The organism is Treponema primitia (assembly GCF_046533075.1).
GTDB lineage: Bacteria > Spirochaetota > Spirochaetia > Treponematales > Breznakiellaceae > Termitinema > Termitinema primitia_B.
Genome location: NZ_JAJQRB010000029.1, coordinates 1 through 16957 on the forward strand (window position 1 = coordinate 1; position 16957 = coordinate 16957).

Consider the following 16957-nt stretch of genomic DNA (forward strand, 5'->3'; position numbering starts at 1 on the left):
TCTTCATCGACAAACCCCTAATCTTAGTGGAATTGAACCCCTGACCTGCCCCGTTACGGCCCAAGCAAGTGCGTAGGGCCGCAACGGGGTCTTTGGCGCAAGATACGAAGGTTCAATTCCCCTCACCTCCAGAGCTTTTTAGAACCGTAAATCTTTATCGACAAAACTCCCATTTCCAGTGGAATTGAACCCCTGACCTGCCCCATTACGGCCCAAGCAGGTGCGTAGGGCCGCAACGGGGTCTTTGGCGCAAGATACGAAGGTTCAATTCCCCTCACCTCCAAGACTTTTTAGAACCGTAAATCTTCATCGACAAACCCTAATCCCAGTGGAATTGAACCCCTGACCTGCCCCGTTACGGCCCAAGCAGGGCGTAGGGCCGCAACGGGGTCTTTGACAAAAGACACGAAGGTTCAATTCCCCTCACCTCCAGAACTTTTTAGAACCGTAAATCCTAATCGAAAAACCTTAATCCCAGTGGAATTGAACCCCTGACCTGCCCCGTTACGGCCCAAGCAGGGCGTAGGGCCGCAACGGGGTCTTTGACAAAAGATACGAAGGTTCAATTCCCCTCACCTCCAGAACTTTTTAAAACCGTAAATCCTAATCGAAAAACCCTAACCCCAGTGGAATTGACCCCCTGACCTGCCCCCGTTACGGCCCAAGCAGGTGCGTAGGGCCGCAATGGGGTCTTAGACTTGTACCAAAACCTTCTTCTATTTCTTGGTAGTTTCTCAATATTTGAAAAGTAAATATTTTTGCCTTGCATTGACAGCCCCCCCGAAAATCTCTATAACCTAATAGGGAGTCTTTTTTGTATCGAAGTTTGTTTTATGGGTGAAAATAATATGTTTCAAGGAGAAATGGACCCGGAACTTGCCGCTTTGTTAGGTACTGCGGTTCCTTCGTCTGCAGGCAGTACCGCATCTCCCGATTATTCCAGCCTTTTTGGAGGCGACCCCGGAACAGTATCCCCTCCCGGGGCCTTTGATGATCCGGGGGACGCGGATGCCGGGGAAGGCGGTGAGGAGAACGAGGTTGAACTTAGCGGCACTTTTCCCGATGTAACAAAAAAGTTAGAAGATACCCCTAATCCTGCTTTCAGTGATCCCAATTACTATAAAATTGCCCTTTCTAACGAGGGCGATATTGCCCAGCGGCTTCATGGTATCCTCCAAAAGTTCCTTAATGCCAAGGACCCTAAGGATCGGGGGGTCTTCCGGCAGCAGATCATCACCGTTTATTGGGATTTTTTGTTGGGGGTGGCTAAAAAAGCCGCGGGGAAGCTGTCGGATCCAAAAAAATTTTTACTCCGCTTTGGAATTCTGCACCCATCCTTTCTCGGTCCTGAGGAAAAGGATCTTTTTTCCAGGTTTGTGGTGGCTAACGAGTATTCCGAGCCAATATATTACCTGGATGAATGGCTCCGGGCGGTGGGAAACGGGACAATCCGGGCTTCCTCCACCGATGAAGTAAACGTTTCCCGGGGTAATGCTTCCGTTAAAATGAAGCAGCTTTTGGATAAGGCTATGGGGAAGAGGGACGGCGCCAAGGGCCTCCTTAAGGCAAAGGATGAAGAACGGATGAACCTGGAACAGAACCTCCAGGAAAAGATAGGCCAGATAATTGAACATTATCCCATGGATGAGCTTCCGGAAATCCATTCTCTTTTTAGCGATATCCAGAAAAAGGTTTTTAGCGAAGTCCAGGAAATCTTAAAACAGATGTACAAGGCGGATCGGGAACTGAATATATTTTTACAGGAATATACCCAGGCCGTGGAGGATGTTGAGACCCTGAATGATAAGGTTGAAGCTGAGGGGGCTAACTCTGCTGTGGATTCCCAGGCGGTGGATACGGAATTCGGTACCATACGGCAGATGGCCAAGATGACCATAGGCCGCCAGGGGAATCAGTTCCCCATACTGACCAAGGAGTACTTTCACTGCATGCCCCAGGATGTGGCTTCCAGGGAGAACATCCTTACCCAGCTTAAATGGGTAGAAAGTATAGATCCCCAGGCTTTTTGCCGGTCCTATAAAAACAAGCTGAACCGCATTGTTCCCCACATAATTCTCATCCCCGGTTACGGGGATTCCGGGATGTGTTGGGAACCCTTTGATCGTCATAACCGGGCAACCAGCCGGGGCCGGATTGCGATTCCCATGTACTCCAAGAGTCTGCCCCTGGCCCTGCTCACCGCAGTGGGGGATCTTCGCTGGCAGAATGCCAAAGAAAAAGCATCCTTCTACTGGATGGAAGAGGGACTTACCGGTAACTATTACCAGTGGTTTGCGGCAAAGAAATTTAAGGGCGATTTAAAAGAGTTTTTTATCAACGATTATGTACTCTGGATGACCAAGGAAAGTGAGGGTACCCAAAAGCTGGATAAGGAAGTCCGGGGCATCTTCTGGCGCTACATGCCCTTTACCCAGGAAGTTAAGGAAAAACTCAAGGGCCGCAGCTTTACCTACCAGGAATTGTACCAGCGGGATCTTAACCGCGCGAAGTCGGACCTTTAAAAATAGGATCGAAGTACTTTTGTACATCCACCTTTTTCATGAACAATTTTACTAATTTCTGATAGGTAATAAAAGAGACTACCAGGGCAATCAGAAAAATTAATGCCAGACACCAGATAGTGGAATTTTCCGGCAGCCAAGGCTTTATAAGCAGGGCATAGAGAAGATAAAATACAAAAAAACTGATTATGGTTATCAGAATATTAGCCACCGTAGCTGCCAGGATAAATAGCAGGGTATTGGTTTTTTTGTTGCTCATCGGGCTGTTGCCTCCGGACGCGGGGGGAATATAATAATCGTCAGGAACAGAAGGATGCCGCAGATCACCACGCTGGCATCGGCGATATTGAAAGTGGGCCACCGATCAAACCCCAGGAAACCGTAAAACTTGACGCTGATAAAATCCACCACACCATCGGGTCGGAAGATACGATCAACAATATTGCCGATACCGCCGCCGATGATTCCCGCAAATGCCCAGCGCTGAACATTGCTCAGTTCATTGGTTTTAAAATAATACCAGCCCAGAAATGCTAATACCAGCAAGGGCAGGATGATGAACAGGGCCGGCCGCAGAAACTCCGGAAGGTTATTCCCTAAACTAAAGGCTATAGCCTTGTTTCGCACATGGATAATCCAGATCAGATCATTGTCGAATACATCCTTGATGAATTCTCCACCGCCTGGACTCCGCAGAGGCCAGTTTTTTACGATAAAGCCCTTGACCAGTTGATCAGCTAAAATGATAAGGCTGGTCAGCAGGAAGGGCATCAGTTTATGTTTATTTTTAGCGGTCATTTTTATCCCTTTTTTATAAGCCTGTAGGCACGTCGATAAACTCAACTTCCAAATTCAGCTGGGCAGCGCAGTTTTCCATGACCCGTCGAACTCCCCATACCTCGGTGGAATAGTGCCCCCCGGCTATCATGTTAAGATGCCCTTCCAGGACTTGGTGATAGATTTGATGAGAAGCTTCCCCGGTAATATACAGATCGATCCCCTCATCTAATGCCTGGAGGGCTTCCTCGGCTGCCCCTCCGGAGACCACCGCGCAGCTCAGGTTTTCTTGTTTTCCGAAGGGATACACCCCCAGGGGCGGCCGGTCCTTAAAGCTGATCCGCTTAACCGCCTCTTCAATAGTCAAGGGTTTCGCAAGCTTTCCCTTATACCCGATTTTCCGGCCATGGTACTCCCCGAAGGGTTCCGGTGAATCAATCCCCAGCAGTTCCGCTAAGCCGGCATTGTTTCCCAGTGATGGGTGCTGATCCAGGGGCAGGTGAAGACCGTAGAGCGCCAGATTGTGTTCCAACAGAAAACGCAGGCGCTCCCGGTGGGTACCCGAAACACGCAGGGGCTGCCCCCAGAAAAGGCCGTGGTGTACAAAAAGCATCCCCGCTCCGGCCTCGGCAGCCCGTTTAAAGGTTTCCAGGCTGGCATCCACCGCAAAGGCTATTTTTGAAATCTCCGCCCCATCATTGTCCACCTGGATACCGTTTAATGAAGGATCTATACCGGCAAATCCTTCAAGATCAAGGAGGCTTCTGAAATAGGCGTCCAACTTGAGGGATGTCATAAGCCTAGTATATACTCGGTGAGCGTCATATTCCAAGCCCTGTTGGTATCGATATAGATGTTTCTGTCCAGGATCGTTCTTTTAAAGGGCCCGGTTTTCTCCACGGCGGCGGCAAAATTGATTATCAGCGAGGCGGTTCCCGGCAGATAATCCGCCCGGGTCCACACCGGCGCCATATCTCCGGTAAGCAGCAGGCTCAAAAGGGGATATTTTTCCGGCGCATCCGAGTAGTCCAGGGGGCCTGCGCCGGGAACCATCACCAAGGCGGCGGGGCTTGTCCCCTTCCGGAAGCTTTCCAGGGCGCTCATATACCGGCGCTCCCGATCCCGCGAATACAAAGCCCGGTCGGAAAGGATGAATAGGGCCGGAACCTCCGGCAGGGGAAGCTGGTCTATGCCCTTGACTCTTCTGGGCTTCAGATTGGCAATCCGGACACTAAGATTCGCCCACAAAAATCGCAGCCAACCCGCTTCTTTCCTCGAAATATCCAAGGTTTTTGGGGTTTCCTGCCCCAATGCGGATAAAATAGGACTCTCCAGGCCGATAATCCCCCGTACGGTTGGGTTTCTGGCGGCAAATCCCGGAACTGCGGTCAAACTGACTGCGGCAGCGCCTCCGGCGCCGAATCCGGCGATAAAAACAAGATTCCGGTTTGTATTTTCGTCCAGTAAATTCCCTATACCATCCCGGTTTTTGAGGGAAGAGAGCAGGAATTCCAGATCTTGTTTCCGCTCTTCCTCCAGACTGCGGCCCAGGTTATTTGCCGCAGCCCAGGTGGTTCCATGGAATATGATCCGCAGAAGCTGTATGTTCCGGGCCGGGGATAGAAGATGCTTCGTCCCGTTATCCCCAATTGCCGGAGCGTCGATCCCCTTTCGGGAATAGGTTAATACGGTAAAGCCCCGTTGGGAAAGTTCCCCACAGAGCCGGTCCACCGTCAGCAAAGAACCCGCCGCCGGGGGAATAAGTACCAGAAGTGCATTCTTCCCGAATTGTTCCGGTTCGTTCGTCTTGTAAATACGCAGGAACAGATCTATATTCCGGTTTGTGTCTCTGACAAGGGCGGAGCGTACCCCGGAACTTGCCATATCTATATCAAGGGAAGGAACAAAATAAACGGCCAGAGTGGTGACGGCGATGAGCAGACCCAGGAAGATCCCCGTAGACAAGGACCCCCGGTCCCGAAAATTATCGTTTTTTTGGCGACCTAAAACTGCGCTAAGGGCGGGAAGATTGGTGATATTCAGGATAATCGCATATACGATCAGGGGAAAACATTCCGGCCGTATTCCATATGCCGGAAAGAGACCGGCGATAATTCCCAGGGCAAGTATTGGGAGTACCGCCAAACCATCTATAGTCCAAAGCCCCTTGATAAAAGGCCGGATCAAGGGCAAAAGAAGAAAAAAGGCGATAAGCAGTTCCAGAATTCTCAGTTCCCACATGTTTTGTTGCCCCATCATACTTTGAATTTACCATAATCTTCAAGCTGGGACCTTGCGTGAATTTGCCCTAATGCTGTAAACTGAAGAGAGTACTTGTTTCCATTGCCACCGGGGAAGAAATTGTTGAAGAGGTAAAGTATGGCTCCTGTAAAGGAATTAGCCGTTGATGAAGCAAAAGTAAAAAAAGCCGTTCAATCCGGTATACCCTTGACCATAACGACCTATACTCTGCCTCACGAAATAGAGGCCTACATAGAGAAGGTAATCACTATCTTTCTCAAACAGATTGAAAAGGAAAATTTAAAGGATTATATCGTTTATTGTGTCCAGGAATTGGCGGTGAACGCCAAAAAGGCCAATACCAAACGGGTTTATTTTATGGAACGGGGACTCGATCTTAACAACCCCAAGGATTATAAGGACGGAATGGACTCCTTTAAAGAGGATACCCTGACTAATATAGGCCACTACCTACAGCTCCAAAAAGAAAAAGGCCTCTATATCAAACTGATCCTGCAGATTAAAAATAATATCATTCATATCGAAGTCCGCAATAACGTAGCCATAACCAAAATTGAACTGATCCGTATCCACGATAAGCTAGCCCGATCCCGGCAATACGATAATCTGGAGGACGCCCTGGGGCAGGTACTGGACGATGCTGAAGGCGCCGGTCTGGGCCTGGTAATATTGGTGCTGATGCTCAAAAAAATCGGCCTCAATGAAGATAGTTTTGACATTTCAAGCAACGAGAAGGAAACCATCGCCCGGGTCCTCATCCCCATGGATAAGGTGCTGGTGGAGAACTTTGAGGCTCTTTCCGCTTCTATTGTGGATAACGTAAAATCCCTGCCCCAGTTCCCGGAAAACATACTCCTGGTACAGAAGCTTATTGGGGATCCCAAGGCGGAAATAACCAATATAGCCCGGAAGATTTCCATGGACCCGGCGATTACTGCGGACCTCCTAAAAATCGTCAATTCCGCCCAATACATGCTTTCCAAAAAGGTGGATAGCATTGCCGAAGCGGTTAAAATGATGGGTATCCGGGGTATTAAGAACCTCCTCTATTCCTACGGGACCCAGCAAGTTCTTGGTGAAGAATCGGCCGACAAGAAAGCCCTTTGGGAGCATTCTTATAAAACAGCTTTTTATGCATTTAACCTTGTTAAAGCTTTCCACAAGGATCCCAATGTTCTGGACGATGTCTATGTAGGGGGTATACTCCACGACATGGGTAAGATACTCTTTGCCAGCGCTCACCCCGACTTAATGGACCATATCCGGCAATTCTGCACCCAAAAATCCCTTCCCTCCGCCACCTTTGAAAATCTCTCTGCGGGGATGAACCATGCCGACATAGGCGCCCTGATCGCCGAAAAATGGAATTTCCCCGAAGTTCTGGTCAACGCTATCCGCTACCATCACGATCCCCGCTCCGCTCCGGAAAAATACCGGACCCTGGTGGATACGGTATACCTGGCCAATATGTTCTGTGAATACGAGAATGGCAATGTAACTTTTGATCAGTTCGATCCCGCTGTGCTGGAGAGCTTTGGTATTACCACAAAAAATCAAATTGACAGTCTTCTTACGCGGTTCGCGGCGGGGTTCAAGAAAGAGAATAAGACATAATTGTTCCATAACAGGATTTTGCGGCTTTTCCGTATATTCCTTATCCTCTTCGTTTTCCTTGGTATTCGGCTTTCCGCCGAGTCTATAAAACTCTGTTCCTTCAACATACAGATCTTTGGCGTATCAAAGATGGCCAAGCCCGAAGTGGTGAGCATTCTTATCGATATTATTTCCCGCTCCGATGTGATCGCTGTTCAGGAAGTCCGGTCCCGGGGCATCGCCCCGGTGGTACAGTTCATGCACCTGCTGCCCCCCAAATATGCCTATGTATTGGGTCCCCGGGAAGGGCGATCCGGCTCAAAGGAACAGTATTGGGTAATTTATGACGCCACAAAACTGCAGCTCCTTGGCGAGACTACCTGGGCCGATCCGGAGGACATATTTGAAAGAAATCCCCTGGGGGTATACTTTCAGACCCAAGATAAATTCGATTTTATTCTGATAGATAACCATATTCAGCCTTCAAACGCCGCCCAGGAGATTTCCGCCATGCCTGGGGTGGTAAAATACTTTCAGGAATTATGGGATGAAAGGGATGTGGTGATAGTCGGTGATTTTAACGCCGACGGCGTATACTATGATGAAGATTTATTGACCGCCGTATTCCCGGAGCAGGAGTACCAAATTATTATTACTAATGATTATGATACTACCCTGGCGGCCAGTGATAATACCTATGACCGTATTATTATTACCACATCCGCAGTCGAAGATTACACCGGCGCCTGCGGGGTTATCCGGTTTGATGAGGTATACGATTTTTCCGCCCTGACCATACAGCCAAGGCATGTGAGCGATCATTATCCGGTTTGGGCGGAGTTTAATATCGGTGTGGACACGGACTAAATTATTTGTCCGCCGAAAAAACGATTCCATTCTCCAGACGCATTTTGGTCATCACGGCGCTTACCTGCCGCATTAATTCTGTCAGATATTTATGCCAGCTGATTTGTGCCGCAGCGCTTCTGTTTATAATTATGTCCGCAAAGGCTTCCGCTTCGCCGAGCATGGGATTGGGGTCGATTTTTTCGGCGATGTTTTCCACTTTTTTTGTTTCCCGGTCATACATATCAATGACACCGATAGAATTCATTCCGTCCATGGTTATTGTTTTGCCGCCGCCCCATATTTCGCTTTTCAGGAAGGAATCGGCTATTTTGCCGAAATGCAGGGTTACGTCGAAATCCGGGTACCGGAAAACACCGAGACCCGTTCCATCGACGCCGGTACTTATCTTGTTGCAAAAGTAATAAGTTTTTTCGGGCATACCAAAAAGGTAAATGGCGGAATAGATAGGGTATACCCCGAGATCGGCCATTGCGCCGCCGGAAAATTCCCGGGAAAAAATATTCGGTACATCGCCTTTCAGAACCAGATCATACCTGGGGGAATACTTCATATAGGTCAGAGTTGCCCCCCGGATTCCTCCAATGGTCTGTAATTTTTCTTTCAGGATAGTGTAATTTTTTTCGTATATCTGCCTTGCCGCTTCAAACACAAGGACCTTATGGGATTCCGCCAGGGCGATTATTTTTTCTGTTTCCCCGATATTCGAGAAAGCCGGTTTTTCCACTACCAGATCCTTTCCCGCTTTGATGAGTGTTTCTGCGTACCCAAAATGCAGGGAATTCGGAGAAGCGATATAAACCAGATCAAGTTCCTTATTGGCGGCAAACCGTTCTAAATCGGTTTCAAAATATTGGGCTCCGTATTTGGCGCCAAAGGCCCTTGCCTTTTCCGGGGTACGTGAAAAAACCGAAATCAGCCGGTATTTGCCCGTAAGATGAGCCGCCTCGGCGAACTGATCGCTTATCCAATTGGTTCCTATAACGCCGAAATTAATCATATAACTTTATTCAACCCCTTTTATGAAAACAGATCAAGCTGACCATCCCGTTCCCGTTTCATACCGTGTTTCAGTTCGGGGATAAGGCTCTCCAGGCCGGCGAGGAAACGGCTGGGCGGCTGGGTAAGTATCCTGCCGCGGAAACTGCGGGAGGCGGCCCAGGACAGGTGGAGGCCCCTGCGGGCCCGGGTCATGGCCACGTAGAGAAGCCGCTGTTCTTCTGCGATATCTTCCTTTTTGTTTTCACCGAAAAGCGTAAAGGGGAGTATGCCCTCCTCCAGGCCGCTCACAAAAACGTGGTCGAATTCCAGTCCCTTGGAAGCGTGGATGGTCATGAGCGCCACCTCTTCGGTGGTCCACCGGATATCCTCCAGATTTTCCCCCATGAGCCTGAAGGGGATGCCGTGGTTTTTGAGGGCTTCCTCAATGGGCGGCGCCATAGCGGCGGCCCGGATGAGGATGGCGCATTGGCCCAGGCTGCTAAGACCGGTACCGGCGCCGCAGTCGGCGCCAGTGGCTACGCCGCAGTCGGCGCCAGTGGCTACGCCACTGTCGATAGCGAAGAAACCGGTTCCTCCGATAAGCGCATCAATTCTGCGGGCTATACCTTCGGCCTCGGCCCGGTCCGTGGGGTAGGGTGTACGGTAGAGGCATACTGCGGCGGAATTACCCCGCAGGCTGGCCCCGGTAAGTCGGTTTGCCGCCCGGATGATGGGTTCGGCGCAGCGGAAACTTTTGCCGAGCCGGTAGACCGCCGCTCCGGGATAATCCGCCAGGAACCGCTCCATATAAAGGTTGGAGGCCCCCCGGAAGCCGTATATGGCCTGGTTCGGGTCTCCGATGACACGGATTTCCTCCCGCGCCAGGAGCCGCAGCAGGGCGTACTGTGCAAAATTGATGTCCTGATACTCGTCGGCAAAGATATTGGCGAACCGTTCCTGGTATTTTGCAAGCAGCTCCGGTTTGGCGGCCAGGAGGCGGACCGTACCCGCCAGAAGATCGTCAAAGTCCAGGGTGTTCCCGGTTTTAAGGGCATCCCGGTATTCCCGGTAGCATTGGTCCAGGCCCGTATCCAAGGGCGGGATTCCGATTTCCGAAACCGCCGCTTCCGGAATTTTTTCCGCCGCCGGTCCAAGCCGGAGACCGGTATCCCCGGGCCGGAGGAGAAACCGTTTCCGTTCTTCTATATATAAACCCAGCCGTCCGGCGGAAACCCGGGGCTTTTTCCCGGCGCTAAGGGATTTGAGTAATGCTGTCCGCGCTTCCTCATCCAGGATGGTAAAATCATCCCGGAGCCCAGCCGATGCGGCTTCAGCTTTGAGGATGGATCGTCCCAGGGAATGGAAGGTCCCCACGGTAAGGGCCGCAGTTTCCCTGTTTCCTATGGCCGCTTTTATGCGTTCCCGCAGTTCTTCTGCGGCCTTAACCGTAAAACTCAGCGCCAGGACGCCCCCTGCTTCCGGCTGGTCCATAAGCCGGGCGATGCTCCGGGCCAGAACTGCGGTCTTTCCCGTTCCCGGCCCGGCGATTATCAGGGCTGGGCCTCCGCGGTGGTTTATCGCCCGCTCCTGGTCCGGGTCCGGGATGAACCGGTCCTGGGTTGGCGGCCTCGGCGGAGCACCCGGATTCCCGTCGGACATGGCGGAGGGTTTAGCCGGGCTTTCCCGGGGTTTTGGCGCGGGGTTTCTAAGCTTCAAGTCCGGGGCTTCCGGTTCTTCCCCAAACAGCCCTGCGCCGCTGTCCTTCCCCCGGAAATCCAAACCATGAACTGAAGCCCGTTGCGGAAAGGCGCGGATGATCCCGTAAATACCGTCGTAGCCAGGAGTTATGGAAACTGCCCCTTTCCGCATCCGGTCCACCGCCGCGGACAAGAGTTCGCCGCTTATGCCGGGGCAGTTCAGTTTTTCGAGATCCCCAATACTCCGGTCCATCAGGATAGCAAATTCACTGCCCGCCTTTTCGATAAGCATTCCATAGGCTTGGGTTACCTTTTTTGAGGCAACCCCGACACCGAGGATTTCCCCCAGGATTTCTTCCAGGGGTATGAGGGAACGGTAGGGGCGGCGGTTGGTTCCTGCAAAGTCGGGAGGGCAGGGAGTATCTTCGCTTACCGGACGGTCCGCCAGTTCCCGGACCCGGCCCAAAACCCCCGGTGTTAGAGGCTGGCCGCAGACCGGGCAGGAACCGGCGGTGGCGGCGCTTTCCTCAGGGCTCAGGCAGACATCGCAGGACCGGTGGCCGTCATAATGGTATTTCCCCTCCTGGGGGAAAAATTCCAGTGTCTCAAGGAGGGCCGGGCCGGCTGTTTTCCGGCTTACCCCGGACAGGGCGGCAGCCAGGGCAGGGTAGGAGGGATCCATCTTAAAGATCGTAGCTTCGCGGCCGAGCTTATTCGGGGAATGGGCATCGGAATTGGAGATGATAGCGAAACGGTCCAGGGAGCTTAGGGCCCAGTTCATGGGAGGATTAGAGGAAAGGCCCGTTTCTATGGCGTGAATATGGGGCGCCAAATCCCGGTAACATTCGTCGATGGAGTCGAAGCCCGAGCGGGCGCCCAGGACGGAAAACCAGGGAGTCCAGATATGGGCGGGGATGAGCAGGGACCGTGGATCCGATTCCAAGAGCAGCTCCAGGAGGTCCCGGGAATCCAAGCCCAGGATAGGCCGCCCATCGGAACGGATATTACCAACCCGTTCCAACCGCACCTGGAAGGCTGCCGCGGCCTCCAGGCTGGGGAGCAGGATCAGGTGGTGAACCTTCCGGGTCCTGGTATCCCTGGTGTAAATCGTGCTGATTTCTCCGGTCAGCACAAACCGTACCGGCTGAACCCCATTCGCCGGGTGCGGGAGCCCTTCCTCCAGGGCAGGCCCGCGGTCAAAATCCCGGCGTATATCTTCTTTAAGGGTATAGAAACCCTCTTCCGCCTCAACAAGCGCATCTTTCAGATCCGCAAGCCACTGCGGATGGGTACAGTCGCCGGTTCCCGCCAGGTTGATACCCTTGATCTGCGCCCAACGATCCAGGAAGGCGGGGGAATTCCGTTTACTGGTAGCCCGGGAATAGGGGGAATGGAGGTGAAGATCCGCGATAATCCGGTGCATGAAAACAGTATACGGGAGGAGAAATAGCCGGACAAGGGATCGGAAATCATAATCACTACTATTAAAAATCGGAATTTATGATTATAATATGAGAAACAGATGAGTATCAAAATCCTGCGCCTGGATAGTGTTTTTTATACCCTGGGCTTTTTTGCCAGAACCCTTGGCGGCATCGGGAATTTTGTATTCCGGGGGCAGGCGGCTTATAAGATACTCATCATGCAAATCCTCTTTACCTTTGTGGAAGCCCTGGGGATCGCTTCTCTGCTCGCCCTGGGGATAGGCGCTGCGGTGTATGTGATTGGTATGCCCCTGCTGGCCAGCCTTTCCCAGGAGCGGCTCCTCTACACCCTGTTGATCATCATTGTTACCCGGGAGTTGGGGCCCTTGCTGGCGGCTTTTATCATCATAGCCCGGTCAGCCACCGCCATTGCCACCGAAATCGGCGGGATGGTTATTTCCCACGAGGTGGAGGCCTATATATCCGTTGGGGTTGATCCCATCGAGTATCTGGCGGTACCGCGGTTCCTGGCGGTAACTGTTTCCATGTTCCTGCTGAACATCTATTTTTCCATTTTCGGCCTGGCGGGGTCCTTCCTGGTGGTCCAGCTTTTCAACCCCATGCCGGCGGCGTACTATTTCAATAATCTTCTGGAGGCGCTGACTATTCAGGATATCGTTATAACTATAGTAAAGAGTATCGCTTTTGGGATGATAATCGCGGTCCTGGCGATTATCAACGGTTTTTCGGTGGAGCGGGCCAGTACGGAGATACCCGTGGTAGGGCTTAAGTCCGTGGGGTCTTCCTTTGTGTGGTGCATTATCGTGGATGTACTGCTTTCGGCTTTGTATTACACGGCGTTGAGTTAGGCGCGATATGGCTGAACCGATTATCGAATTGAAAGGCGTATCCTTCTCGGCCCAAAATGTAGAGGTGGTACGGGATATTTCCATGCAGGTTGAGGAGGGAAAGAGCCTTGCCTTGGTGGGACCTTCGGGGGGCGGCAAAAGCACGGTCCTTAAGCTGGCCGCCGGGCTTCTGGTTCCCACCGCGGGGGAAGTGCTTTTTCGGGGGAAAAATATCGCCGCCATGACCCGTGGACAGAACCTGGCTTTTCGCAGGGAAGGGGCGGTGGTTTTTCAGGATTCGGCCCTCTGGTCAAACCAAGACTTGTACCAGTGCCTGGAGCTCCCACTGAAAATACACTTTCCCAAAATGAGCCGGGAGGATCGGAACGGACGTATCACCGAGACGCTGAAGGATGTGGGATATACAAAGAATATCCATATCCGGCCCGCCATGCTCTCTGCGGGGGAACAGAAGCTCATCGCCTTTGCCCGGTCCATGATCCTAAAACCGGGCTTACTCTTTCTGGACGAGTGGACCGAATCCCTGGACGATGACGCCGCCGATCGGCTTATCGGCCTTGTAAAGAAGCAGCAGGCGGAAAAACGTACTATCATTTTTGTAAGCCACGATTTCAGGATTATTAAAAATTTTGCCGACAAGATTACTATGATCATGGGAGGGAAGCTGTATCGCACCATTACACGGGATGAGATTGCGGAGGATGAGAATCTGTCAAGGATGATAAAAAAGGGAATTGCATTGTGAAATTCAGGATACGTTTTGCGGATCAGCTCGTGGGGTTCTTGATTATTGTTGCGCTGGGAACCCTTATTTTCTCTATTTTCATGCTTGGAAAAAGACACCGCTGGTTCGCCAAGGATCAGACCTACCGTACTCATTTTGAATCCGCCTCGGCCCTCGGCGCTAATATGCCGGTTCAGTACAAGGGATTTACCATCGGGAATGTAAAGTCCTTTGATCTGACCGAGGATGATAAGGTAGAGGTTAGTTTTACTATTTATGATACCTACCTTGACCGGGTCAGGGAGGGATCGCTTGTCGAAATCCGGGTAAACCCTATCGGTATCGGCGGCGGACAGTTTCTCTTTCATCCCGGGATTCGCCCGGATCTCCTGAGTGGGGATTTTATTCCCAGTGTAAATTCCGACGAAGGGAGGGAATTCCTTGAAAAAGGGCTGGTGCTTATTCCGGCCCAGGATGATAGTATTACGGTGATAATAACCAGGGTTAATACCCTGCTTCAGAATATCAACGGCGCGGTGACCCAGCTTCGGGATGCCTTTAGGGGTACCGACACTAAAACCAGCCTTGGACGGACCATGGCCGGAGTGGAGGGCTCTGCCCGGGGCGCCTCCGTTCTGGTCGAAAATGTGAACAAATCCCTGCGGCCTTCCCTGGTAAATGTAGAACAAATCACCGATGATATACGGTCGGTAATCGGGGACCTGAAGATCGTCACCGAAGAACTGGCTAATCCGGATAGTCTGATATTAACCGCCTTGAATACGGATGGCGCGGTCTACACGAACATTGAGAAGTCCCTAAAAGCTATTTCGGGAACCCTGGAGAGTGTTGAGTCCACCGCTGCGGTTTTCCCCACCCAGATGTCCCAGGTGGCTGTCCTTATATCGGATCTTCGATCCGCCCTGGAGGCTGCGGAGGATGTGATCCTTGCCCTGCGGAATAACCCGCTGCTGAAAAACGGGGTTCCTAACCGGGGACAGGGCGGAACAGGGGGGATCAGCCCCAGGGATATTTCTTTTTAGGAATAGAGAAATTTGGAAAATGGAGAGTGAATAAGGTGAAGCGTACTATTTTCCGTACAGGAATGTTGTTTTTTAATGTAGTATTACTGCTTTTTTTAACAGGTTGTTCTTCAGTGCCAAAGGGTCCTGTGGAGACACACTCCCAGCGGCGTATGGCTGTAACCCAGCTTGAGGCGGCCAATAAAGCGACGGACCGGGGAAATTATTCAGAAGCCTTTGCGTTGATCAACGAAGCCCAGCGTTTCGCGGTCAGCGCGGACGATTCCGCATTGATCATCCGGGTGGCCCTTTCCCGGGGGAACATCCTTTCCTACCTGAACAGGGCTGTGGAAGCCCAGGCAGCCTTTGACGGCGCCCTGGCGGAGGCGGACCGGATTGGCGATACGGAGCTGGCGGCGATAAGCAGGATTTATACCGCCAGGAGACGGCTGCTCGGCGGCGGCGGTAACGCTGAGGAGCTTCGGGACCAGGTACGGAAGGATCTGGCCATGATAAAAAAGGAACAGCCTGCCCTGGCTCTGGGTTGGACCGTTATCGGTTTAGCGGAGAAAGAACTGGGCCGTTGGGATGACGCGGAGAAGGGGATCAAAAGCGCCCTGGATATTCATATAAAGGGGGAGTATCTGGAACCGGCGGCCTATGACTGGTACCTCATCGCCTCTATCCGTTCTGTGTCCGGGCAATATCAAGACGCCCTAAATGCCCTGGAAGAAGCCCTGAGCTACGACCGCCGGGCAGAAAACACCTATGGGCTGGGAACGGATTGGAAGGCCATGGGGGATGTGTATAAAAAGGCGGGAAAGGGTCCCGCTGCGGATATCGCCTACCGCCGTTCTGCGGATATTTTCAGATCCATCAATATGGAGAAGGAAGCGGCTGAGGTTGAAGGCAGGATAAATCCCTAACAATATCGTAAAAAGCTATTTTACTTCTTTCCCATCCGGCCCAGGGAGAACCGTTGGGTTTCCATATACCCTTCCTCTTCCCGTGACAGGTAGGCATTGGTCAGAGGTATTCCGTAGCGGCTCAGGCCTTGGAGCAGCCGTTCGGGAAGTTCCCCGGCGGAAGCAATTTCGGGCAGCGGAGTTGCCGCCTCGGCGCCGGGCAGGCTTAGATCCTTTCCCGCAAGGAAGGCGTTCAGAAAATCCCCGGCAATGATCCTGGTTTGGAACGAAACTTCCGAAGATTGCGCCAAAAGAAACAGGACACTACCCTGGTTAAAGGTTTGGAAATAGAGCGTATTGATAGGTATGGCCCCCGATTCCGTGGCAATTTCCCAGGGCTTTCCAAAAAAATCCAGCCGCCGCACATCATAATCGGGGTCGAGATCCGGCAGACCGGCATGTATGTTCCGCCGCCAAGCGCTCTGAAAGCTCTTTTGGATAATCACATCATCCTTAGAGTACAGTCCCACCGTATGCGGAATCGCCGCTTCCCCTTCCTCAGCGGGTGTCTCGTTGGGGATAAAAAGCCCCTTCCTGGCGGCATCCACCCGGATCAGCCCATACTCAAACCGCTGGGCTACGCCGCCTTCATACGGGAATTCTTCGCCCAGCGGCGCGCCATACCCAACCGCTCCGTTTGCGCGGTTAATGCCGCCGCTAAGACCATATTGATTAAGGACGGCGCCCTGGACGATGTATACTTCGTTTCCCCGTATTTCCTGTATTGCTAAAACCAGGGACGGTATACCCCAGCTGTTGGGTGCGGCGTCCCTGGTTCGCCAGTTTTGAACCCGGCAAAGCGGCGCGGCCGGGGGCCAACTATGGGCAAAGTCGCCGCCCAGCGTTCCTTCCAGCGGCAGTTTCCGGAGAAGGCCGTCAACATACGCTGTCCGGAAGGATTCGGTGAGGGCTCGCTTTTCATCATCCGTAAGGGTTGCCATGGGATCTTCCTTTTCCCGGGTAATGGCGCCTATACCCGGCACGGCGCTGGGCAGAGAAAAAGGATCGGGCAGGAATTTCAGCCCCGCCGGAAGGGGGTACTCTCTTAACAGGGGGATCGCTTCCGTTTCATCCGGGGTTGGATCATCCGCTTCAGTGTCAAATTGGGAAGAAATTTGGGTATTTTTTAATCCGGCGCATCCGTTGAACCAAACAGGTTCGGTGAGGAGCAAAATGAGCAATGCCGGTCCTAAATGTCTTTTAATTATCATAATTATATTGTACCATAAACAAGATAAGTCAATTAAGAGTTTG

General features: G+C 52.0%; 14 protein-coding genes. 7 read left to right on the forward strand and 7 right to left on the reverse strand.

Annotated features, from left to right (window positions below; genetic code table 11):
* Nucleotides 1–848 precede the first annotated feature (848 nt).
* Nucleotides 849–2522: a hypothetical protein gene (locus LQZ19_RS05745; RefSeq protein WP_411046729.1), complete on the forward strand. Its 1674-nt coding sequence runs from the start codon at nucleotides 849–851 to the stop codon at nucleotides 2520–2522.
* On the opposite strand, the gene LQZ19_RS05750 is transcribed toward LQZ19_RS05745, so the two are convergent.
* Genes LQZ19_RS05750 through LQZ19_RS05765 form a run of 4 tightly spaced genes read right to left on the reverse strand, consistent with a single transcriptional unit; the run spans nucleotide 2497 to nucleotide 5558 of the window.
* Entirely contained in the window at nucleotides 2497–2781 is a 285-nt protein-coding gene (locus LQZ19_RS05750) for a hypothetical protein (protein WP_411046704.1), read from the reverse strand. The two genes, LQZ19_RS05745 and LQZ19_RS05750, sit on opposite strands and share 26 nt — an antisense overlap.
* Nucleotides 2778–3320, reverse strand: coding sequence for a signal peptidase II (gene lspA, locus LQZ19_RS05755; RefSeq protein WP_411046705.1), 543 nt, complete (start codon nucleotides 3318–3320; stop codon nucleotides 2778–2780). Before lspA ends, LQZ19_RS05750 begins: the two co-directional genes overlap by 4 nt.
* A gap of 13 nt (nucleotides 3321–3333) precedes the next feature.
* On the reverse strand, nucleotides 3334–4095 hold the full coding sequence (locus tag LQZ19_RS05760) for a Nif3-like dinuclear metal center hexameric protein (RefSeq protein WP_411046706.1): 762 nt from the start codon (nucleotides 4093–4095) through the stop codon (nucleotides 3334–3336).
* Nucleotides 4092–5558 (reverse strand): hypothetical protein, encoded by a 1467-nt coding sequence (locus LQZ19_RS05765; protein ID WP_411046707.1) that lies wholly within the window; start codon nucleotides 5556–5558, stop codon nucleotides 4092–4094. Before LQZ19_RS05765 ends, LQZ19_RS05760 begins: the two co-directional genes overlap by 4 nt.
* Nucleotides 5559–5678: 120 nt before the next feature.
* Between LQZ19_RS05765 and LQZ19_RS05770 the strand changes: the two genes are divergently transcribed.
* Both LQZ19_RS05770 and LQZ19_RS05775 read left to right on the forward strand, forming a co-directional pair.
* Nucleotides 5679–7175, forward strand: coding sequence for an HDOD domain-containing protein (locus LQZ19_RS05770; protein WP_411046708.1), 1497 nt, complete (start codon nucleotides 5679–5681; stop codon nucleotides 7173–7175).
* 18 nt (nucleotides 7176–7193) lie between these two features.
* A complete protein-coding gene (locus LQZ19_RS05775; protein WP_411046709.1) occupies nucleotides 7194–8021 on the forward strand; it encodes an exonuclease/endonuclease/phosphatase family protein in 828 nt (275 codons plus the stop codon).
* A gap of 1 nt (nucleotide 8022) precedes the next feature.
* Here the strand turns inward: LQZ19_RS05775 and LQZ19_RS05780 are convergent, their stop codons facing one another.
* Together LQZ19_RS05780 and LQZ19_RS05785 are read right to left on the reverse strand one after the other, a co-directional pair.
* On the reverse strand, nucleotides 8023–9021 hold the full coding sequence (locus LQZ19_RS05780) for a Gfo/Idh/MocA family protein (RefSeq protein ID WP_411046710.1): 999 nt from the start codon (nucleotides 9019–9021) through the stop codon (nucleotides 8023–8025).
* Between the two features lie 20 nt (nucleotides 9022–9041).
* The gene (locus tag LQZ19_RS05785) at nucleotides 9042–12122 is read right to left on the reverse strand and encodes a UvrD-helicase domain-containing protein (RefSeq protein ID WP_411046711.1); all 3081 of its coding nucleotides are present in this window, start codon (nucleotides 12120–12122) and stop codon (nucleotides 9042–9044) included.
* Nucleotides 12123–12221: 99 nt separating this feature from the next.
* Here LQZ19_RS05785 and LQZ19_RS05790 point away from each other — a divergent pair, with 99 nt between their 5' ends.
* The 4 genes from LQZ19_RS05790 to LQZ19_RS05805 all read left to right on the forward strand — a co-directional run bounded on the left by LQZ19_RS05790 (nucleotide 12222) and on the right by LQZ19_RS05805 (nucleotide 15664).
* Nucleotides 12222–12992 carry an ABC transporter permease gene (locus LQZ19_RS05790; protein WP_411046712.1) on the forward strand — a complete coding sequence of 257 codons (771 nt, stop codon included), beginning with the start codon at nucleotides 12222–12224 and terminating at the stop codon, nucleotides 12990–12992.
* A 7-nt stretch (nucleotides 12993–12999) separates the two neighbouring features.
* Entirely contained in the window at nucleotides 13000–13737 is a 738-nt protein-coding gene (locus LQZ19_RS05795) for an ATP-binding cassette domain-containing protein (RefSeq protein ID WP_411046713.1), read from the forward strand.
* Nucleotides 13734–14759, forward strand: a complete 1026-nt coding sequence (locus tag LQZ19_RS05800; RefSeq protein ID WP_411046714.1) for an MlaD family protein — start codon at nucleotides 13734–13736, stop codon at nucleotides 14757–14759. The genes LQZ19_RS05795 and LQZ19_RS05800 overlap by 4 nt, the downstream gene beginning before the upstream one ends.
* Before the next feature lie 152 nt (nucleotides 14760–14911).
* On the forward strand, nucleotides 14912–15664 hold the full coding sequence (locus LQZ19_RS05805; RefSeq protein ID WP_411046715.1) for a tetratricopeptide repeat protein: 753 nt from the start codon (nucleotides 14912–14914) through the stop codon (nucleotides 15662–15664).
* Nucleotides 15665–15684: 20 nt separating this feature from the next.
* Here LQZ19_RS05805 and LQZ19_RS05810 read toward each other — a convergent pair whose 3' ends face one another.
* Nucleotides 15685–16914 carry an LGFP repeat-containing protein gene (locus LQZ19_RS05810; protein WP_411046716.1) on the reverse strand — a complete coding sequence of 410 codons (1230 nt, stop codon included), beginning with the start codon at nucleotides 16912–16914 and terminating at the stop codon, nucleotides 15685–15687.
* Nucleotides 16915–16957: the final 43 nt, after the last annotated feature.